The following is a 22804-nucleotide window of genomic DNA, read 5'->3' on the forward strand; positions in this document are numbered from 1 at the left end:
TCCGTAATTCCATTAAAAAGAGTGAGCGAAAATTCCGCTCACTCACAGTTAGTATCATTACCTTAAATAACTATAACATAAATTACTCTAAATGACAAGCCATATCGTTAGATGCAACTTGCAGCGAGCATTACTAGTCTTTGCTTTCATTTTGATTCATTTTCATTTCTTGGATTGACTTTTATAACATATCAAATAACGATAATTGGTTTTCGTCGGGTAAATCTTTCAAGACACCATTTTCTGTCATATACTCGATCAACGTTTTTGAGACTTTCCCACGAGTTGCCAAGTCTTCTTTGGATAAGAAAGGACCATCTTTTCTCGCTTCAACGATTTGTTTCGCTACGTTGGCTCCTAAACTTGGTACCGCGCGGAATGGCGCAATCAGCGTATCCCCTTCGATCACAAAGTTTACTGCGTCGGATTTATATAAATCGATCATCCCAAATTTCAACCCACGTTCCAACATTTCGTTAGCTAACTCTAAAACCGTCAACTGATTCTTTTCTTTCACAGAAGCATCTAACCCTTTGTCCGTGATTTCTTTCATGGCTTCTTTGACCGCTTCTTTTCCTTTGCACATAGCGACAAGATTAAAGTCATCTGCACGAACAGAGAAATAAGCACAGTAATATAATATCGGGAAATAAACTTTGAAATACGCAACCCGTAGCGCCATCAAGACATAAGCAGCCGCATGGGCTTTCGGGAACATATACTTGATCTTCGAACAAGAATCAATGTACCAGTCAGGTACATTATTTTCTTTCATTGCGGTCAAATACGTTTCACGCAATTCGTCAGGGATCTTATTCCATAATCCTTTACGCACCGTCTCCATGATTTTGAACGCCATCCCACTATCTAAGCCAGCATGGATCAAATAAACCATGATATCATCACGACAGCCGATTACTTCAGCAAGCGTCGCGTCGCCACGTTTGATCAATTCCTCTGCGTTTCCAAGCCAAACGTCAGTCCCGTGAGACAAACCAGAGATCTGCAATAATTCCGCAAAAGTCGTTGGGTGTGTTTCCTCTAACATTCCACGAACGAAGCGTGTACCAAATTCCGGTATCCCTAACGTACCAGTTTTAGAATAAATTTGTTCTTGTGTGACTCCCAAGACTTCGGGACCAGAAAAGATCCGCATCACTTCCGGATCATCTGTTGGGATCGTTTGTGGATCAATCCCGGATAAATCTTGCAACATCCGGATCACCGTTGGATCATCGTGCCCCAGGATATCAAGTTTCAAAACATTGTCATGGATCGAGTGGAAATCAAAGTGGGTCGTTTTCCATTCTGAATTCTGATCGTCTGCCGGATATTGGATCGGCGTGAAGTCATATACATCCATATAATCGGGGATAACAATGATCCCCCCTGGATGCTGACCAGTCGTCCGCTTGACTCCAGTAGCACCTTTGGCTAAGCGATCCACTTCGGCGCTTCGGTAATGCAAATTATGATCACGTTCAAACCCTTTAACGAATCCATACGCCGTCTTATCCGCAACAGTACCGATCGTTCCCGCACGATAGACATACTCTTCGCCAAACAATACTTTCGTATAATGATGGGCTTCTGCTTGATAATCCCCTGAGAAGTTCAAATCGATATCGGGTACTTTATCGCCATGGAAACCTAAGAATGTTTCAAACGGAATATCATGCCCATCTTTGTTTAAACGAGTGCCGCATTTTGGACATTTTTTCTCAGGCATATCAAATCCTGAACCATAAGTTCCATCTTCATAAAATTCCGAATACTGACAATCCGGGCAATAGTAATGGGGTGCCAATGGATTGACCTCTGTGATCCCGGTCATGGTTGCGACGAAACTAGAGCCGACAGAACCACGCGAACCAACTAAATAGCCATCTTCATTACTTTTATGCACTAACTTCTGCGAAATCAAATAAATCACTGAGAAGCCATTACCATTGATCGAATCCAGTTCTTTTTTCAGACGCTTTTCTACGATATCCGGTAATGGATCACCATACATTTGCTTTGCCTTCGTATAACTTAGATCCGTGATTTCATCTTCCGACCCAGGGATTTTAGGCGTATACAACTCATCTTTAACTGGCACGACTTCTTCACAGATATCCGCAATCTTATTGGTATTTTCTACCACGATTTCTTTTGCTAAATCTGTACCTAAGAAGGTGAATGCAGTCAGCATCTCATCCGTCGTTCTGAAATGCACTTCAGGCAGACTATGACGATTCAATGGATTGGCTCCCCCCATCGAATTGACCAAGATTTTACGGTAGATCGCATCTTCTTCATTTAGATAGTGGACATTTCCTGTCGCTACAACGATTTTATCCAATGATTTACCGATTTCTACTAAGTTACGGATGATTTCTTCTAGATCATGTTCATTTTTGACAAGCTCTTGCTCCAGGAGTGGTGCATAGACAGCTTTAGGCATGACTTCGATATAGTCATAGAACTTCGCGCGGTTACGTGCTTCTTCTACCCCTTTTTGCATCATGGCTTCAAAAATCTCACCTTTGTCACAGGCAGAGCCAACTAATAGATCTTGTCGGAATTTTTTCAGTTGCGACCGAGGGATTCGTGGCACACGTTCAAAATAATCAACGTTTGACATCGAGATCAATTTGAACAAGTCTTTTAATCCAGCTTGGTTTTTAGCCAATAATGTGACATGGAAAGGTCGCGCACGTTTGTAAGAATCCCCCTCACCAACATGGGCATTCAACTGATCGTGATAATACATTTCATGGTTTTCCATCGCTTCTTTGATAAATATCCAAGCCAGATGTCCGGTTGCTTCCGCATCATAGATCGCGCGGTGATGCTGTTCCAAGCTAACTCCGAATTTTTTGGATAGCACACCTAAACCAAACCGTTTGAATTGTGGATATAAATAACGAGCTAATTCTAAGGTATCTATAACTGGATTAGCTGCTTCTGGGATGTTGTATTTGGCATAACTTGTATTCAAGAATCCCATATCGAATGCCGCATTATGGGCGACCAAGATCGCATCTTTTGAGAATTCTAAAAATAAGCGTAAAACTTCTTCTTCTGATTTTGAACCGCGGACCATTTCATCCGTGATCCCTGTCAAATCAATCGTCGTTCGGGATAAGGGATGTCCAGGATCGATAAATTCATCAAAACTTTCGATGACATTTCCTTTGTACATCTTAACAGCAGCTAGCTCGATGATCGTATCATAAACAGCAGACAAACCTGTTGTCTCCACGTCAAACACGACATAAGTAGATTCACTCAATGAATCATGGGCGTCATTATACGCAATCGGTACCCCATCATCGACCACATTCGCTTCGACACCATACAAGATCTTCACACCAGCTTTTTTCCCCGCACTATGTGCCTCTGGAAATGCTTGTGCACCGCCATGGTCAGTGATTGCAATTGCTTTATGTCCCCACTTACCTGCTTGTGCCACAAGATCTGCGATATTATTCGTCGCATCCATGGTACTCATATTACTATGAAGATGTAATTCGACACGCTTTTCCCCTTCAGGAGAATAATCTTTACGTGGTGCATGTTTGACTTCTAAAATGTCTTGGGCATTCATCACTAGGTCACGAACAAACGTGTCTTCTTGGACACTCCCACGAACTTTCAACCAACTACCCGTACTTATTGCTTCAAAGATTTGTTCATCTTTTTCATTATTTGAAAACTTTTTGACGATAAATGAAGAAGTGTAATCTGTGATCTTCAATGTCAAAATTTTACGTTTGGAACGAAGCTCGCGTACTTCTTTATCGAACACGTAGCCTTCGATCGTTACTCGGCGTTCCTCTTCCAAAATATTGATCATCGGTGTGATTGGCTCATCGTTCGGGATATTTCTACCTAGTTGGATCGGACCGTCAAGCGCTGGCAATTGCTCTTTGCGCTCTTTTTTCTTTTGTTCATGGACAATCAAGCTTTCAGCCGCTTGTTTCATAAACGCCTCAGCCTGTTCTTGTCGTCTTTCTTCAAAAAGCTTTAGGACTCTTTCTGCTTGCTGCTCATCAACTTCTGGTTCGATCCGAAACTTAGGAAAGCCGTAACTGACAAATAACTGTTCTACTAATGGTAGATATTGTTGTTTAAGATAGCCGATCGCTCCCTCACCATCAACAGGCAAAATCACCTTATGATCTTTGATCGTTGGCACTTGCGTCTTTAACACCTTTTGCACTAAAGGCGTATCGCACTGCTGACTTTCCAGTGCTTGCGACCAATAATCTTGTAAGAGTTGTTCATCGAATGTTTGATCCGCCGCTTGAACTGTGATCTTCACCTCAGCAATCTCTTTGAAAGCAAGCATGACATGCTGCACCAACGAGCGATAAAGCATCACAGGCAAAATAGCTGGAAAACGTAACGTAAACTCCCACAGACGAGATTTACGATGGACCACCACCTGTTCCATTTCACCAGCAGAAATAAGCGGATGTGCTTTTTCTGTTTCTTCTAATTGGATCTGCTCCAATAATTTCTCAAATAACTCTCGTTTTTCTGACAAAAATATACGCCCTTTCTGTCAAGACCAGAAATCATTCCATTTCCGACCCTTACTTTTCAATACTATTTAGTATAACCCTTTTTGGGGAAATTTTCATTAAGGTTGTGAAAGAAGCGGTCAGCACTGAGTAATAAGACAGGAAAATCGAAAATGGCTTTTTCATTTTTGATTTTTTTGGCTTATTATTGAAGTGATGCTTCTTGAACACCGTTTATCAAGGTTGTGAGAAAGCTGGTCAACTCCGAGTATTAAGAAAGAATTTGAGAAAATAGCTTCTCATATTTTTTCAAATTTTGGCTTAATATCGTAGGAGTTAGCTTTCGAACACCGTTTATCAGGTTGTGAAAGAAGCGGTCAGCACTGAGTAATAAGACAGAAAAATCGAAAATGGCTTTTTCATTTTTGATTTTTTTGGCTTATTATTGAAGTGTTGCTTCTTGAACACCCTTTATCCTAATCACCAAAGGAAATGAAAAAGTCGCTTCCGTCTTCTAAAAGACTGATACGACTTTTCCACTCTGTTTATTCGCCTTGATTCAATAAAATCGGTAATGTATTCACAAGTTCTTCTTTCCGAACTTCGACCATTTCACCTGTTTTTTTGATTTTCACTTCGACGATGCCATCTACTGCTTTTTTACCGACGGTGATACGGATTGGACATCCGATCAAGTCAGAATCAGCAAACTTAACACCTGCACGCTCATTGCGATCATCAACAAGTACTTGATAACCAGCTTCGTTCATTGCTTTTTCCACTTCATTCGTCAAGTTCGTTTGGAACTCATCTTTTAAGTTCATTTGTACGACATGTAGATCAAATGGTGCAATGCCTTTTGGCCAGTGAATACCGTTTTCGTCTGCATTTTGTTCAACGATTGCTGAAAGCAGACGGCTCACACCGATACCATAGCAACCCATGATCACGTGTTTTTCACGACCATTTTCATCAAGAACAGTAGCGCCCATCGATTCACTATAACGTGTACCTAGTTTGAAGATATGCCCGATCTCGATTCCTCGAGTGAAAGCTAATACGCCATTATTATCTGGCGAAGGATCGCCTTCTTGGACAAAGCGTAAGTCTTCATATGCTAGGACATTGAAATCACGTTCTGGATTGACATTGATATAATGGTAGCCAGTTTCATTCGCTCCCGCAATTGCGTTTGCCAGATCTTGTACGTGACGATCCGCATAAACTTTGACTTCTTCAGACACTCCGATTGGTCCAACGGATCCAAAATCAGCGCCTAAATAGTTTTTCGCTTCTTCCTCTGTTGCTTCTTCTAAGAAATCTGCACCTAAGAAGTTTTTCAATTTCACATCATTGACTTCATGATCGCCTCGAACTAAAACTAAAACAGGCTGCTCATCTGCTGTGAAGAGTACAGATTTAATGATTTTTTGTGGTTGAACGTCAAAGAAAGCTGCAACTTCTTCGATGGTTTTCACATCTGATGTTTCTTTCTTTTCCATTTCCAATTGTGTTTCATGGGATTTTTTTGGCACATAGTAGCTCGTCGCCATCTCTAAGTTTGCTGCATAGTCACTTTCTGTTGAATAACAAATCGTGTCTTCACCAATTTCTGAAATCGCCATAAATTCTTTTGAGTCTTTTCCGCCCATCGCGCCACCGTCACCGATGATCGCGCGGAACTCTAGACCACAACGCTTAAAGATCTCTGTATATGCTTTTTCGTAATCTTTGTATGTTTCATCCAAACTCTCTTGAGACGCATGGAAAGAATATGCATCTTTCATGATAAATTCGCGTCCACGTAATAGTCCGAAACGAGGACGTTTTTCGTCACGGTATTTTGCTTGGATCTGATAAAGATTCAAAGGTAATTTTTTGTATGAATTGACTTCGTCACGGATCAATTCTGTAAATGTTTCTTCATGTGTTGGTCCTAAGATCATCTGACGATCGTTGCGATCATTCAAGCGGTATAAGTTGGGACCGTATGTCTCATAACGACCAGATTCTTGCCATAACTCAGCAGGTAGAATCGCTGGCATCAACATTTCTACTGCGCCGATTTTTTCAAATTCTTCGCGCATGATCGTTTTTAATTTTTCTAATACACGATTTGCAAGTGGTAAGTAAGAATAGATCCCAGCTGAAACCTGACGAATGTAACCGGCACGTAGTAAGATTTGATGACTTAATACTTCCGCATCATTTGGAACTTCTCTTAATGTTGGAATCAACATTTTTGATTGTCTCATTATATAAACTCCTTTATTCCTCAAATAATCTAACGCATGTCATTATACCCTACTTTTTCTAGAAAAAGAATCGTTGAATGTCATTCCATGTTACTAATACCATCAATAGCATCAGGAAGCCAAAACCAACGAGCGTCAAAACGCCTTCTTTTTCCTGACTAAGTGGTTTACCACGGACACCTTCAAAAATATTCAAGACTAGTTTTCCACCATCTAATGCTGGAATCGGTAATAAATTGACGATCCCTAAATTCATGGATAAGATCGCCATCAAACCAATCACTGTCATGATCCCTTGATTCGCTGCCTCAGAAGACAATTGGAACATCATCACCGGTCCACCCAATTTGTCCAAGCTAAAGCCGGTAAATAATGAACCTAATGCTTTGAATATTTCCAAAGAGCTACTAAATGCACGTTGTGTTCCACCGATGATCTTATCGAAGAAGCCAGTTTTCATTGGTGCTTGTATCCCAAGTTGACCAATTTTTTCACCATTCGACTCAATTGCTTTCGGTGTCACTTCAACAGAAGAAACCTGTCCATTTCGTTCAACTTCAAAATCAAGTGGTTTATCTGGATTTTCAGTAATGATCGCTGTCAGATCATTCCATGTTCGGATTGATTTTCCCTCTACTGAAAGAATTTCATCATTTTCTTTCAGTCCAGCTGCAGCCGCAGCTCCGTCTGGCGTAACAACACCAATTTGGTTGGTATTTGTGACTGTCACCCCGCCTTGCATGAACGCTAATACGATGAATAATAGAATCGCTAGAATAAAATTATTCATTGGACCTGCAAAGTTCGTTAACATTCGTTGCCATAATTTGGCTGATTGGAACTGCACATCTCTCGGTGCGATCCTCAATTCAGTCCCATCCGCCTCGATGATCGAAGCATCGTGATCCACTGCATACGTTACTTCTTGCGTTTCATCACCATTCACATAACCTGTGATCGTAAGTGCTTCATCAAGATCATAACGGATCAATTCCATCGGGATCGCATTGGTCAATTGGATCTTTTTGCTTAAATTGATTTTCTTTACGACATGATCTGAATCCATCAAGAGTGATAACGGCATTCCTGGGGCCATTTCCGTTTCGTCGTCCCCATTCCCAGCCATCCTCACATAGCCACCGATCGGTAACAAACGCAATGTATAAGTCGTGCCGTCTTTTGCTTGATGACCGTAGATTTTAGGTCCCATGCCAATCGCAAACTCGCGAACTAGGATTCCTGATCGTTTCGCAAAGAAGAAGTGGCCAAATTCATGTACGATCACTAAGATGCCAAAAACGATAATGAACGTGATAATTGTTCTCATCCTATTCTCCTTTACATTAATCATTATTTTTTATTCAGTTAAAATAAAACTACTTAATTTTACCATATTATCGACACTTCACCAAGCACCTATTAAGATGTAAAAAATAAAAATCCTGTAAAGAATCTCCTTACCGATCGTGTCTGATTGACGGACGAAAAACTTTTGGCTTCGGAAGCTTCTTTTACAGAATTTTTATTTATATCAATCCAAATAAGTACATGACTGGAAAGACGAACAATAGACTATCGAATCGATCTAAGATCCCACCATGTCCAGGTAAAATGTTCCCTGAATCTTTGACCTCATAGTGGCGTTTAATTGCCGACTCGACTAGATCCCCAAATTGGCCTACGATCGATAGAATGATCGTTAGGAGTAACATGACGAATAAGCCATGTCCAAACAATTCTTGTGGTGGATAAAGTAAGAAATATAGTAAGGCAACAACTAACGCACTACCTATTCCCCCTAATGCACCTTCAATCGTTTTGTTGGGTGAGATATCTGGCCATAGCTTACGCTTACCAAAACGTCTACCAACTAGATATGCGCCAATATCGGTTGCCCAAACGATGAACAAGCCAAAAAGCAATACGTTGATTCCTTCTGTACGCGCACTAACAAAGTTTTGAAAACCAAAACCGACATATAAACTGGTAACAACTGGAAAACCAGCTTCATCGATCGTATACATATTTTTTGAGAAGACAGCGGCACCCAATAGGATCATCACAGTCAAATAAAACAACATAAATTCATTTGTTTGTTCAGGTAAAAAGAAAAACCAGCGCTCTTTCGGCAGGACAAGAAAAACTGCACCAACAGCAGAAAGAACTCCTTCAAAACTTAATAGTGTCAATCCTTTCATACGAAAAAGTTCATAGACACCAACTACTGCTAATAAAGCCGCTACTAGCTCAAGACCAATTCCTCCGATCCAAATGATCGGAATAAATAATGCCAATGCTACGACCGCAGTGATCACACGTTGCTTCATGATTGTTCTCCTTTATCTACACTTTTTACGCCACCAAAACGACGGTCTCGATGTTGATAAGAAGCAATTGCTTCTTCTAAATGGGCACCGTCAAAATCTGGCCATAAGGCTTTTGAAAAATATAATTCACTATAAGCAATCTGCCACAATAAGAAATTACTGATCCGTTCTTCGCCACTTGTCCGGATGACTAATCCTGGATCGCGAAGTTCGGGAGGTAAGAAACCGGTCATCAAATGATCCGCGATCATGTCCTCGTCGATGTCTTCCGTAGAAAGATCGTTTTCTTTTACTTGTTCACTGATTGCTTTGACTGCAGAGATGATTTCTGCCCGACTACCATAATTCAGTGCGAAGTTTAAGATCATTCCCGTATTTTCTTTGGTTTGTTCAATGGCACGGCGTACTGCATCTTGCGTATGTTCCGGTAAGAGTTCTTCATAGCCCATCACTTGTACCTTGACATTTTCAGCAATCAACTCAGGGACGAACGTATCAAAAAAGTCTACAGGTAATTGCATCAAAAAATTGACTTCCTCTTTTGGACGTTTCCAATTTTCGGTTGAAAACGCATAGAGCGTTAACACCTTTACCCCAAGTCGAGAAGCTTTTTTAGTGACTTTCTTAACGGTTTCCATGCCTTCTTTGTGGCCAGCCACTCGTGGAAGACGACGGTTTTGTGCCCAACGACCATTCCCATCCATGATGATGGCGATATGTTTCGGGATATCTCTCTGCGCATCAAAATGGTGCTCACTTTTTTCTTGAATATATTTGTTTTTTTGCGGAAAAAAACGTAACATTCTTTTTCCTCCCATACTAAAAAATTACAACTATCTTTACCATTATAGCAATATCTATCGTTATTTCCTATGGTATAGCCCTTTTTTTACGCAAATTCAAAGGATTTTTTAGTTTTTCTTAGTCAAAAAGTAAAAAACAGGAGACAGCACTTCACACTGTCCACCTGTCTTTATTGATTCTTATACTTCAAGCAATTCTTTTTCTTTGTCTGCAGCGATATTATCCACTTCTTTGATACTGTTATCTGTCAAAGTTTGCACTTCTTTTTCTAAGTCGCGCAAATCATCTTCTGTGATATCGCCATTTTTTTGTTGTTTTTTGTATTCATCGATTGCATCACGACGAATGTTACGGACAGCGATTTTCGCATTTTCAGCTTCTTTTTTCACGTCTTTCGCTAATTCTTTCCGACGTTCTTCTGTTAACTGAGGAATGACTAAACGAATCACATTTCCATCATTTGTTGGGCTGATACCGATGTCGCTTGCCATGATCGATTTTTCGATGTCTTGAAGCACACTTTTATCGAATGGTGTGATCATCAATACTCTTGCTTCTGGGATCTGGATCGATGCTAATTGGTTCAATGGTGTTGGTGCGCCATAATAATTAACAGTAATACGATCTAATAAGCTCGCATTCGCACGGCCGGCACGGATCTGTCCAAGTTCACGTTGTAGATTTTGTGCTGCTTTTTGCATCTTGTCTTTTGCTTCTGTCATAATTGCATCTGCCATTGTTTATTTCCCCCTTACGGTTGTTCCGATATTTTCACCTAAGATTGCTCGGCGAATGTTTCCATGTTCATTAAGATTGAACACAAGTAACGGAATATCATTGTCCATACTCAATGAACTAGCAGTTGAATCCATTACTTGTAATCCTTTTGCAATGACTTCCATGTGTGTCAATTCATCGAATTTCACTGCTGTTGAATCGATTTTTGGATCGGCAGAATAAACACCGTCAACATTGTTCTTAGCCATTAAAATAACATCAGCGCCAATTTCAGCTGCACGTAATGCCGCAGTTGTATCTGTAGAAAAATAAGGGTTTCCAGTACCACCGGCAAAAATAACGATGCGCCCTTTCTCTAAATGACGCTCTGCTTTACGACGGATGTATGGTTCTGCGATTTGTCGCATTTCAATTGAGGTTTGGACGCGTGTAGGAACACCAACATTTTCTAATGTATCTTGTAATGCTAAAGCATTCATCACAGTTGCTAACATGCCCATGTAATCCGCTTGTGCACGTTCCATCCCCATTTGTGCGCCAATTTGACCGCGCCAGATATTTCCACCGCCGACAACAATTGCCATCTCTACGCCTAACTCGTGGACTTCTTTGATCTCTTGGATGATTTCTTTGATAACTGGTGGTTTGATTCCAAACCCTTCATCTCCAGCTAAAGCTTCTCCACTTAATTTTAAGACGACACGCTGATATTTTGGTGTGACCATGTTCATTCCTCCAATATTTTCTATTGACATTCTACCATATCCAGATAGTTTAGGCACGAAAATACCTATGCTCTTGATATCTCTTGCCCTAAAAAAAAGAGCTGTGACGAATGTCGCTGCTCCTCATTTCATTCAAATAAGCGATGGAACCGATGTGGTCACAAAGAAAATGCAGAATGATCTCTATTTTCTTTGGACCAAACATCGTACCATTAAACAAGTCCGTAAACCGGATTATTTTTTCACTTGGTTCATTACTTCTTCTACAAAGTTATCTTCGCGTTTTTCGATACCTTCGCCGACTTCAAAGCGGACAAATGATTTCACAGTTGCGCCTTTAGAAGCAACATATTTTTCAACAGTCATATCAGGATCTTTAACGAATGGTTGGTCAACCAATGCGATTTCAGCTTTAAATTTGTTTAAGCGTCCTTCAACCATTTTTTCAACGATGTTCGCTGGTTTGCCTTCGTTCAATGCTTGTTCAGTCAAGACTGTACGTTCGTGATCTAATTCAGCTTCAGGGATTTGTGTTTCGTTTACATAACGAGGGTTGATCGCTGCTACGTGCATCGCTACGTCTCTAGCTACTGCTTCGTCAGTTGTACCTTCTAAAACAGCTAATACAGCAATACGTCCACCCATGTGTAGGTAACCACCAAATGCAGCGTTGTCATCTTTTTCGATTACTTCAAAACGACGGAAGCTGATTTTTTCACCGATAACTTGTGTTGCTTCGATCAAGTCAGATTCAACTGTTCCTTTTGATGTTTTGATTTTCATTGCTTCGTCCATGTCAGCTGGTTTGTTTTCAGCAACTAGTTCAGCGATTTCTTTTACTAAATCTTGGAACATTTCGTTTTTAGAAACGAAGTCTGTTTCTGAGTTAACTTCAACGATTGCTGCAGTATTCCCTTTCACTGCAACTGAAGCAAGACCTTCAGCGGCGATACGATCGTTTTTCTTCGCAGCTTTAGCCATTCCTTTTTCACGTAAAAGATCTACTGCTTTTTCGATGTCACCTTCAACTTCAACCAATGCTTTTTTCGCATCCATCATACCTACGCCAGTCATGTCGCGTAGTTCTTTTACCATTTTAGCTGTAACGTCTGCCATTTTTACTTCCTCCTAGTTGTATGCTTTTTCTTTAAAAAAAGCTGTTTCAAAGGAGAGTGAGGCTTGTCGCCTAGCCTTTGAAACAGCTCCATCATTTAAAAATTATTCTGCTGAAGAGTTGTCGCCTTCAACAACATCAACGATTTCTTCGATTGAAGTCGCTGTGTTTTCTGCTGAAAAATCTTCTTCAACTACTTGATCTTCCCCTTGATTTCCTTCGATGAAAGCATCAGCCATTTTTGAAGTAATCAATTTAACGGCACGAATTGCGTCGTCGTTTGATGGGATAACTACGTCGATTTCATCTGGATCACAGTTTGTATCAACCATTGCTACGATTGGGATATTCAATTTGTGTGCTTCTTGAACGGCAATGCGTTCTTTACGTGGGTCAACGATGTACATTACATCTGGGATTCTTGGCATATCAGCGATACCACCTAAGAATTTTTCAAGACGTTCACGTTGTTTGTTCAAACCAGCAACTTCTTTTTTAGGTAGAACTGCAAAAGTTCCATCTTCTTCCATTGCATTGATTTGTTTCAAACGAGCGATACGTTTTTGGATCGTATCCCAGTTTGTCAATGTTCCACCTAACCAACGGTGGTTTACAAAGTATTGTCCAGCACGAGTAGCTTCATCTTTGATTGCTTCTTGTGCTTGTTTTTTCGTACCTACGAATAAAGCAACGCCGCCTTCTTCTGCTACGCTCTTCATGTAATCGTAAGCTGCATCTACTAATTTAACTGTTTTTTGCAAGTCAATAATGTAGATTCCGTTTCTTTCTGTGAAGATGTATTTCTTCATTTTTGGGTTCCAGCGACGAGTTTGGTGACCAAAGTGTACGCCGGCTTCTAGTAATTGTTTCATTGAAATTACTGCCATGTTTGTTTCCTCCGATTTGGTTTTTATTTTCCCTCTTCTTGTCTTCCAACTCGCTAGCCAACTTTTTCAAGCACCGACCAACGATCCAACAAGAATGTGGATTTATTGAGTAGTGACGTAAGATACACCAAAGTGATCTTTTTCTGCTCAACATTCAATAGTTTAACTGAATTGGGCATAAATTTCAAGAAAAAAAATCAACTTACTTATTTTTTTGTGTCTTCTTTTTCTCCCTCTCATTTTTTTACTTTATTTCTTTGTTTTTTTATAAGCAATTCGTGAAAAAATAAACAGGTAACTGGAAAATAAAGATGGGCAATTCAACGTTTTTTTGTTATGATACTTGTGAAAAGTTTCGTTAAAGGAGAACTAAAATGCGAAAAACTGAGCGACACTTGTTGATTAAACAAATCATTGAAGATTATACGATCCGTACACAAGATGAAATGTTAGCTAAGCTGACTGAAATGGGTGTATCTGCGACTCAAGCGACGATTTCCAGAGATATACGTGACTTAAAAATCGTCAAGGCGCCTGATGAAAATGGTGTTTCCCATTTTGTCCTGTTCAAAGAAAAGGAGACAGCTGAATCAAAAAGCGAAGATGAAAAACGTTTGATCCAGATGATTGAAGATATCGTGTTAAAAGTGGAACGAGTTCATTTTTTGACTATCGTCCATACCTTACCAGATAATGCCCCGTTGTTTGCTGCTGTCTTAGATGAAATCAAACCGCCACATATCGTCAGTACCATCGCTGGTTTCGATACAACGATCATTATTTCAAAAGATGATGAAGATGCGCAGTTAGTTGAAAACTTCTTGCATCATCCCACTACAGCAACAATTTTTTAAATGCCATAACAGATAGTAATTGTATATATATTTTTTGATGTTGGTGAAATTTGCCAGCATCTTTTTTTATTTAAATCAATACTGGAGAAGATCCATGAACCTCTCTCAAGTTGACTTAACCTTCAGTTACTACGAAAGTTCCGCTATACCTCGCACTCAATGCCTCATAGAAACAACAATAGTAATGTTTTCCACTAGTAGAATAAATACAAATCTCATGGAGAAACACAACAAGCGCTAAAAATCATATAAAGCTTCGTTCACTTTGAATTAGGCAGTTATTGCTTGTTCCATTATAAATCCCCACTTTTTTCTGATTGACGAAAAAACAGTCCCCCACACTCCTTATTTACATGTCATACTTTAATTTAAAAAACTTTTATAGCATAGAAAGGAAAAACGATTATGACCTTCTTCCCCTTTATCGATCCCAATCGTCGACCACAAGCAGAAATCAAAAAAATGACAGAAGAACTCACTCAAAAGTTCCATGCAATCGATCCAGATTTGACTTTGATACATAATGATAACTTTATTGATTATGGTCCAGAGGTATTTCCAAAGCTATCGAAAATTTATTGGGACCCTCGTGTACCGAATCATCCGATGGAATATTTTGTGTATTCGGAGTATCGTTTAAAAGGTAAGTTCTATACTGCTTATTGGGTTACCCCTTATGGTGTGATTATTGATAAATCACGATTACCAGATAGTCATGAAAAAAATTTGCAAAAAAAAGTAAGTAGCATTAATGATGCAATTCTTGAAGTCATTCGAGATTGTCAAGTTCATAATCTTATTTATTGGAAAGATTTGTTTTCACAAAAACAATTCGCACAACATGCTTTGGCCCTATATAAACAAAATCAACAAATAATCGGAGACACAAATATATGGAACTCCCCATTTGATTTCAGTGATCCAAAGTACCGACCTTTAGCAGCTGTTAAAAAAAATACTGAATTTCTAGAGACACAGCTGAGACAGTTAGATTTTCACTTAACTCTTACTCACGATGATTCATTTATTGATTTTGGACCAGAAATTGGTCATTTATTAGCTGATGCGCCTTATGACTCTGAACAAGATGAGCCTGATGATCCAATTGCTACCATATCTAATTATGAATATAATATTTATTTTAACCAGATACCTATTTACAGTCTCTCTCCTAATAGTATAGGAACGTGTTTTCATGGCGACTTCTTTAATGGTGGAATTACTAATGTTAAGTATCTGGGGCTAAATAAGGTGTTAGATGATGCGATTGAAGTGATTATGAGAAAATATATGCTTTACAACAAATACTACTGGCGGGAAACCTATACCCCAGAACAATTTCAAAGTAAAATACGTGAAGATAAAGAATGGTGGACTTTATTTTAACAGTTTATTCAAAAAATAAAATCTTGAACAGAAAGGATAGTAACTATGACCTTCTTCCCCTTTGTCGATCCCAACCGTCGACCACAAGCAGAGATCAAAAAAATGACAGAAGAACTTACACAAAAATTTCATGCAATCGATCCAGATTTGACTTTGATACATAAGGATAACTTTATTGATTACGGTCCAGAGGTTTTTCCACAACTTTCGTCGATTTACTGGGATCCTCGCGTGGCAAATCATTCGATGGAACATTTTGTGTATTCAGAATATCAGCTAAAATATAGGAATTATCCCTTTTACTGGTTTACTCCTTATGGTGAATGGATTTACGAATCTTATAGAAGACCTGGAGGAAATTCAAATTCGGCAAGAAAAATATTAAAGATGATTGATCACACTATCCTAAAAGTTATCCATGATTATCAAGCGCATAATCTCTTCTATTGGAAAGACTTATTTTCAGAAAAACAATTAGACCAGGAAAGGTTAGAACCTTATAACCGACCAACACAATTCATTGGACCAGGAGAAATTATTAGTTTACCAATGGATTTGACAGATCCTAAACATCGTTCTCTAGAAGCTGTTAACAAAAATACTATATTTTTAGAGAAGCAACTAAGTAAACTTGATTACCGATTAACAATTATTCATGACGAAACATTCATTGATTTTGGCCCAGATGATGGACGTTTCATAGCTGAATGGGGATACGATCCCGAAGAGTATGAAGCTGATGATCCAATTTTGAGCTTATCTTATACGGAATATACAATATATTACAACAGTACTCCTATTTTTAACTTTACTCCCTACAGTCAAGGAAGTAACTATTGTGGAGATTATTTTAAAGGTGGGATTCCCAACGCTGAGTATCTAGAATTACCTAAAGAACTGGTCGAAACAATTAACAATATCATCAGCGAATATATGGTTTTCAATTTGTATTACTGGCGTAATCAGTATACTCCAGAGGATTTTCAGTATGAAATTCATAAATATAAAGAAATGTGGCACTTGGATTAACCAAGTACCACGTTTTTTATTTGATAAGTGGATAAGCTGTTACAACAGTTATTTTACCGTTTGCTTTTACGTTAGCTCTACCCTTGATTTCAATTTCCCCGCTACTATCTGTTCCCACAAAATCATGTCCACCTGGTATATTCGGAACCTCTTTTTTTACAATTTGCTCTACTTCACTCGTAATTTTCTCTGCATCCCAATTGTCAGGAAAAACAGTAGATTCTGTATTCTTATATCTCCCATCATATCTAACTTTCGCCTCAAAAGGTCGTCCTTCCACCACTGTCCCAGTTGGTTCATAATCCACTCCACTGTCTGGATTATAAAAATCAGGGCGGCGTGAATGAGCACCTTTAAGTACAGGTACACCATCTTTCCCCGGTCTTACCTCTCCCGCTACATGACGCAAGGCTTTACGGTTATAGTATTCAGTGATTTTCAATTTTTCTACTAAGGACTACTTGGTCTGTTCGATAGTCGATTTATCGCTTAGATAGATGTCCAACCTAGATGTTTATTATCGCTTTGCTCCTGTTCTCTTTACTTCGACTTTTTCGAAAAAAAAATTCTTTATACTGTCTTTCAACATGTTATGATTCAAATGAAAAAACTTGATATAGAAAGGAATAATATCTATGACCTTCTTTCCCTTTGTCGATCCCAATCGTCGCCCACAAGCCAAGATTCGAAAAATGACAGAAGAACTCACACAAAAATTTCAAGCAATCGATCCAGATTTGACTTTGATACATAATGATAACTTTATTGATTATGGTCCAGAGGTCTTTCCAAAGCTATCGAAAATTTATTGGGACCCTCGTGTGCCAGATCACCCAATGGAACATTTTGTGTATTCGGAGTATCTGCTTAGATATAGAGGCTATCCTCTTTACTGGTTTACTCCTTACGATGAACAAATTTACGAATATTATAGAAAACCGAGCGGGGCTTCAGATTCTTCTAGACAAGCAGTAAAAGTGATTGACCAAGCTATCTTAAAAGTCATTCATGAATATCAAGTGCATAACCTGTTCTATTGGAATGACTTATTTACAGAAAAACAATTGGAACAGGAAAGGTTAAAACCTTATAATCGTCCATCACAATTCATTGGACCTGGCGAACTAATTAGTTCACCAATTAGTTTCACTGACCCCAAGCACCGACCTTTGGCTGCTGTAGAAAAGAATACGGAATTTCTAGAAACTCAATTAAATAAATTAGATTCTCGATTAACCGTGATTCGTGATGACTCATACATTGATTTTGATCCAGAAGTTGGGTTCTTTTTCGCTGAATTCCCTTATGATCCTGAAGAAGATGAACCTAATGATCCTAGACGTTATTTGTCTAATGAAGAGTATACAATTAGTTACGGCGGTATTTCTTTATTTGGTTGTTCCCCTTATCAATTAAGCTATGGAATACATGGGGATTTTTATAGCGAATGGATGTTTAATACGGACTACCTTGGTTTAAGCGAACAATTGAATAATTCAATTTTAGCTATCATCTATCAATATCAACAGAACAATTTATATTATTGGCGTAATGTATATACACCTGAAATGTTTCAAAAAAAAATTAATGAATATAAAGAAAGAGGTTTAAGCAGGCTTGGAAAAAAACTTTAAATAGATTCCTATAAATAAAAAGACCAATATCAAAGCTTAAAAAATAGTTTTGACATTAGTCTTTTTATAGTTAATTAATAAGTCCCACATCTGCGTTTCTTATTCACCCATGTCATTAGAAAATCTTTTACTTCAGAGTATATATTTATTTTAAAATGGGATATGCTGATACCACGGTTATTTTACCATTCATTTTAACATTTACATTTCCTTTTATCTCAAATCCAGCTGTACTCTCACCACTAAAAGTATGGTTTCCAGGAGAGTCAAAATTTTTTTGCCTTACAATTTGTTCTACTTCACTCGTAATTTTCTCTGCATCCCAGCTGTCTGGAAAAACAGTAGATTTTGTATTCTTATATTTCCCATCATACTTAACATCCGCCTCAAAAGGTCGTCCTTTCACCACCGTCCCAGTTGGTTCATAAACCACTCCACTTTCTGGATTATAAAAGTCAGGATGGCGTGAATGAGCACCATTAAGCACAGGTACACCATCTTTCCCCGGTCTCACCTCTCCTGCCACATGACGCAACGACTTGCGGTTATAAAATTCAGTAGTTGGTAATTTTTCCACCAAGGCTTCATTTGGACAGCCCTTGGTAATCAGAGCCTTTTCCGCTTCCAATACGCGGGTGGCTTCAGCTTCTTCGACTTCGATCGCTGTTACGAAGACTTCTTCGGATTCAACTGCTCGTAAGACAGAAAACATTTCAGACAACGGTAAGCACATAATGATCAGTAAGATGTCTGTTTTTTCGAGCTGGATTTGGGACTGTTTGATGACCCAGTCGGTATTTTCGTAATTTGGTAAATTCTTCAATACATTGCCACCGACTTCAGAAATCGCTGCAATGGTGGTTTCATCTAGACTTCTTGGTAAGGCATTCGTGCGTTCTTCATCAAACAAGCCATCGGCTAACGCATAGTAGTTGCAATAGACACCGAAAAAGCTTTGCACTTTGCGGATCGTATAGATGACTTCTTGGTTAAAGCCGATGTCGATTTGGTCTAAGGGAACAATTTCTTGCGTTCCCCGATACACAAACTCACCTTCCCGATCAATGACAACTTCTTTTTCATTGGCTTTCGCTGCAATCCGGAATAGATTAGTCTGAAACGTATCAGGCAATTGATCAATCAGCGCATCCCGCTCATCGATCATCTGACGGGTGATTTCTTTTCCGACTTCATTGACGGAATCGACATCTGTTAGGTCTACTGCCCCGAATTGGACCGAAGAATATTCTTTAACCAGTTCCAAGGCTTGTTCAGGTGTGGCGATTTCTGCTAAAAATGTATCAAAGTCCGTCTCCATGGGAATCGTGATGCCACGAACATCATATTGTGTATATAATTGTTGACGATGATCATAGGCGGTGTAGCTCATAGTCACATTGACATACGGTGTTCCTGGACCATTATATGGAGAAAAATTGATTTGTTTCAGGGCGCCGATCCGCGGAGGTAATTTTTCATTTCCCGGTAAGTATTCATTCAGTGAAGTATCTGGATAAACTAACAGACTTTGATTGTTCGTGCTTTTCGGCACGAACAATCTGCTCACACCGTCTGTGCCAGTTCGCATCTCATATCCAGATAAGTCGGGGGTCGTTTCTATGTATTCGAGAAACTGGTTTTGGACTGAAATCCAACTAGCCAACTCGATTTTAGTGGTTGGATAAATCTCAATCGGATCTTCGGACGCATCAATGGCGTCACCAAGTAAACTGATCGATTGTCTTAAGATATTGGTGGAGGTCACCCGATATAACTGACTGACAGCCATCTCTTTGGACGATTCTTTTAAGTAGGGTCGGGTAAATTCAGCAAAGGCGGTAGCTTGGATGATCGGTGCAATTTTCGAACGAGCAAACCGTGCACTGAGGGGTAACGTACTTGGCCCTTCCATCATGTCTAAATAATCCGCTAGAACTAAATTATCAAATACGTTATGTTCGGCAGTCAGGGTATCCGTAAATCCTCGGAGTTTTACCCATTCGTTCCATGTTTTTTCATCTTTTGCTGGCGAAGTGCCACTTAAATCAATCTCAACAGCTGGACGCGAGGTTGCTTCTTTGAAGGATCGATCACTCGCAAAGGCTAAGAGTGTCGGTTGGAAAACCGACGACAACAACATCACAACCATCAACAACGAGAACCATTTCTTTTTCACTTTCATTTTTCCACTCCTTTTCTTTTTTATTTACACCGAGAGTATATCGCAATAAAAGAAAGCGCTTAATAAAAAGTGAAGATTCTCATGAAACGACTTTTTCTAAAATAAGAAAAGAAAATTCAATTATTTATTCATAAAAATTTTTGTATGTACAATTCAACATAAAACAACTATGAAAATGTATGCCGTACCAAAAATACGTCAAAAAAGCCGGGATTTTTTCAAATCCCGACTTGGCTCGTTTCTAAAAGAGAACCTTCTAGATAAAAATCAATTCAATTGTAAATATGCAATGGATTATTGACTGATAAATAACTTTTAGATTTCTCTTCAGAAAATCATTGAGCAATGAAACTTTTTACATTTTATCTGGTGCATGTAATCCTAATAGACGTAAGTCTTCTTTTAGTAAAACAGTTACCGCATAAACTAACGCTAAGCGCGCATCTTTTTGGTCATCGTCCGCTAAGATTTTTGTATGTGCATAGTATTTATTGAATGCTTGTGCCAGTTTGATCGCATGTTTTGCAATGATCGATGGCTCATATTTTTCACCCGCTTGAAGTACTGTTTCAGGGTATTTCTGTACAAGCTTCACGACTTCCCAACTATTTTCATCATTCAACGCATAAGCTTGATCTTCAGAAGGAACAAAACCTGCTTTGTCTAATAAACTCATCGCACGAGCATGAGTATATTGGACATAAGGACCAGTTTCCCCTTCAAAACGAACCACTTCTTCTAAATTGAAGTCAAAGGTATTCAAACGATCATTTTTTAAATCGTGGAAAATAACAGCACCAACACCGACTTGTTTTGCGATGACATCTTTGTTTTCCAAATCAGGATTCTTTTCACTGATTTGTTGTTTCGCTGAGTCGATTGCTTCATTCAATACTTCTTCTAGTAAAACGATCTTTCCTTTACGTGTAGATAGTTTTTTACCACCTTGTGTGATCAAACCAAACGGGATATGGTGCATATCATCTGACCAGTCAAAGCCTAGTTCTTTCAAAACAGCTTTCAATTGTTTGAAGTGATAGCTTTGCTCATTTCCAACGACATACAATGATTGACTGAAATCATACGTACGTTTACGGTACAAAGCAGCTGCCAAATCACGCGTAATATAAAGTGTCGCACCATCTGATTTTTTGATCAAGGCAGGATTTAGATCATAAGCAGATAAGTCAACGATTTCTGCACCTTTGTCTTCTTGTAAGAGATGTTTTTCTTCTAGTAATTCGACGATCTCATCCATCTTGTCATTGTAGAAAGCTTCCCCGTTCAATGAATCAAAACGAACTTCTAACAAGTCATAGATCTTGTTGAATTCTTTCATTGATTCGTCACGGAACCATTGCCATAACTCCATCGCTTCTTCGTCGCCTTCTTCTAGACGCTTGAACCAAGAACGAGCTTCATCATTCAATTCAGGTTGTGTTTCAGCTTCTTCGTGGAATTGGACATATAGACGCAATAATTCATTGATTGGTTCAGCTTTTACAGATTCAGCAGATCCCCATTTTTTGTAGGCAACGATCAGTTTTCCAAATTGTGTGCCCCAGTCTCCTAAATGGTTGATACGTACGGGTTGGTAACCTAATTTTTCCATAATAAAACCAATTGAGTTTCCGATTACTGTCGAACGTAAGTGACCCATTGAAATTGGTTTTGCAATGTTTGGTGAAGACATATCGATCGGCACGCTTCCTTGGTTACCGATCGTGCTATCACCATAGTGTTCTTTTTCTTTTACTACTGTAGCTAACACTTGCTTACTGATGATCTCTTTGTTCATAAAGAAGTTCAAGTATGGTCCGACGACTTCGATTTTTTCAAAATTTGTTGCATCGATTTTCTCAGCAAGATCCGCTGCGATCTGTTGTGGTGCTTTACGGAAGATTTTTGCTAAAGAGAACGTGGGAAATGCGACATCTCCATGGTCCGCTGATTTTGGATTTTCAAGTAATTGTGCGACTTGCTCCAACGTCAAGTCATCTTGTACTACTTCATATAGTGCTTTTGCAACAACATCTTTGTTATTCATTTATTTTCCTCCTACATATTGTTTGCTGTAAAACAAAAAAATCTCTAGCAAATCCATATTTCTATGAATTTACTAGAGACGAGAATTCCCGCGGTACCACTCCAATTGTCCTAAAAAAGGACCTGCTCGATCTGATATCGGTAGACGACCGTCTGTCAAAGACAGAGTTCTCCAAGTGCGCTTCATTGGGATTTGTCCGTCCGGCTTCCACTCTACCCAGACTCGCTTTGAACGAAATGACACCAATTACTCTCTTGTTCAGCAAACGTTGCTCTTATTTAACTTGATTTGAATTATAGCAGATATCCAAT

General features: G+C 39.0%; 16 protein-coding genes. 4 read left to right on the plus strand and 12 right to left on the minus strand.

The window, feature by feature from the left end:
• Window positions 1-181: 181 nt before the first annotated feature.
• From IGJ14_RS08270 to rpsB, 9 genes are all read right to left on the minus strand, one after another.
• Entirely contained in the window at window positions 182-4534 is a 4353-nt protein-coding gene (locus IGJ14_RS08270; RefSeq protein WP_019723220.1) for a PolC-type DNA polymerase III, read from the minus strand.
• Between the two features lie 522 nt (window positions 4535-5056).
• Entirely contained in the window at window positions 5057-6766 is a 1710-nt protein-coding gene (locus IGJ14_RS08275; protein ID WP_019723221.1) for a proline--tRNA ligase, read from the minus strand.
• A gap of 58 nt (window positions 6767-6824) precedes the next feature.
• Window positions 6825-8093 (minus strand): RIP metalloprotease RseP, encoded by a 1269-nt coding sequence (rseP, locus tag IGJ14_RS08280; RefSeq protein WP_019723222.1) that lies wholly within the window; start codon window positions 8091-8093, stop codon window positions 6825-6827.
• 199 nt (window positions 8094-8292) lie between these two features.
• Window positions 8293-9093 carry a phosphatidate cytidylyltransferase gene (locus IGJ14_RS08285; protein WP_019723223.1) on the minus strand — a complete coding sequence of 267 codons (801 nt, stop codon included), beginning with the start codon at window positions 9091-9093 and terminating at the stop codon, window positions 8293-8295.
• Complete coding sequence (locus IGJ14_RS08290) at window positions 9090-9896, minus strand: isoprenyl transferase (RefSeq protein WP_010735188.1); 807 nt, start codon at window positions 9894-9896, stop codon at window positions 9090-9092. The genes IGJ14_RS08285 and IGJ14_RS08290 overlap by 4 nt, the downstream gene beginning before the upstream one ends.
• Window positions 9897-10076: 180 nt before the next feature.
• A complete protein-coding gene (frr, locus tag IGJ14_RS08295; protein ID WP_065095887.1) occupies window positions 10077-10634 on the minus strand; it encodes a ribosome recycling factor in 558 nt (185 codons plus the stop codon).
• Between the two features lie 3 nt (window positions 10635-10637).
• Window positions 10638-11360 carry a UMP kinase gene (gene pyrH / locus IGJ14_RS08300; RefSeq protein WP_010735186.1) on the minus strand — a complete coding sequence of 241 codons (723 nt, stop codon included), beginning with the start codon at window positions 11358-11360 and terminating at the stop codon, window positions 10638-10640.
• 234 nt (window positions 11361-11594) lie between these two features.
• Entirely contained in the window at window positions 11595-12476 is an 882-nt protein-coding gene (gene tsf / locus IGJ14_RS08305) for a translation elongation factor Ts (RefSeq protein WP_019722834.1), read from the minus strand.
• Between the two features lie 102 nt (window positions 12477-12578).
• Window positions 12579-13361 carry a 30S ribosomal protein S2 gene (gene rpsB / locus IGJ14_RS08310; protein ID WP_010735184.1) on the minus strand — a complete coding sequence of 261 codons (783 nt, stop codon included), beginning with the start codon at window positions 13359-13361 and terminating at the stop codon, window positions 12579-12581.
• Window positions 13362-13735: 374 nt separating this feature from the next.
• Between rpsB and IGJ14_RS08315 the strand changes: the two genes are divergently transcribed.
• The 3 genes from IGJ14_RS08315 (at window position 13736) to IGJ14_RS08325 (ending at window position 16630) form a co-directional block, all read left to right on the plus strand.
• Window positions 13736-14215 carry an arginine repressor gene (locus IGJ14_RS08315; RefSeq protein ID WP_010735183.1) on the plus strand — a complete coding sequence of 160 codons (480 nt, stop codon included), beginning with the start codon at window positions 13736-13738 and terminating at the stop codon, window positions 14213-14215.
• 405 nt (window positions 14216-14620) lie between these two features.
• Complete coding sequence (locus tag IGJ14_RS08320; protein ID WP_019722835.1) at window positions 14621-15601, plus strand: hypothetical protein; 981 nt, start codon at window positions 14621-14623, stop codon at window positions 15599-15601.
• A gap of 45 nt (window positions 15602-15646) precedes the next feature.
• On the plus strand, window positions 15647-16630 hold the full coding sequence (locus tag IGJ14_RS08325) for a hypothetical protein (RefSeq protein WP_019722836.1): 984 nt from the start codon (window positions 15647-15649) through the stop codon (window positions 16628-16630).
• Between the two features lie 16 nt (window positions 16631-16646).
• Here IGJ14_RS08325 and IGJ14_RS08330 read toward each other — a convergent pair whose 3' ends face one another.
• Complete coding sequence (locus IGJ14_RS08330) at window positions 16647-17072, minus strand: EndoU domain-containing protein (protein ID WP_019722837.1); 426 nt, start codon at window positions 17070-17072, stop codon at window positions 16647-16649.
• Between the two features lie 193 nt (window positions 17073-17265).
• Between IGJ14_RS08330 and IGJ14_RS08335 the strand changes: the two genes are divergently transcribed.
• Window positions 17266-18264: a hypothetical protein gene (locus IGJ14_RS08335; RefSeq protein WP_019722838.1), complete on the plus strand. Its 999-nt coding sequence runs from the start codon at window positions 17266-17268 to the stop codon at window positions 18262-18264.
• A gap of 145 nt (window positions 18265-18409) precedes the next feature.
• On the opposite strand, the gene IGJ14_RS08340 is transcribed toward IGJ14_RS08335, so the two are convergent.
• A complete protein-coding gene (locus IGJ14_RS08340) occupies window positions 18410-20446 on the minus strand; it encodes an EndoU domain-containing protein (protein WP_430607499.1) in 2037 nt (678 codons plus the stop codon).
• 355 nt (window positions 20447-20801) lie between these two features.
• Window positions 20802-22493 (minus strand): arginine--tRNA ligase, encoded by a 1692-nt coding sequence (argS, locus tag IGJ14_RS08345; RefSeq protein ID WP_019722840.1) that lies wholly within the window; start codon window positions 22491-22493, stop codon window positions 20802-20804.
• Window positions 22494-22804: the final 311 nt, after the last annotated feature.

It is taken from the genome of Enterococcus sp. DIV1304_2, assembly GCF_050555445.1.
In the GTDB taxonomy this organism is placed as follows: Bacteria; Bacillota; Bacilli; order Lactobacillales; family Enterococcaceae; genus Enterococcus_B; species Enterococcus_B pernyi.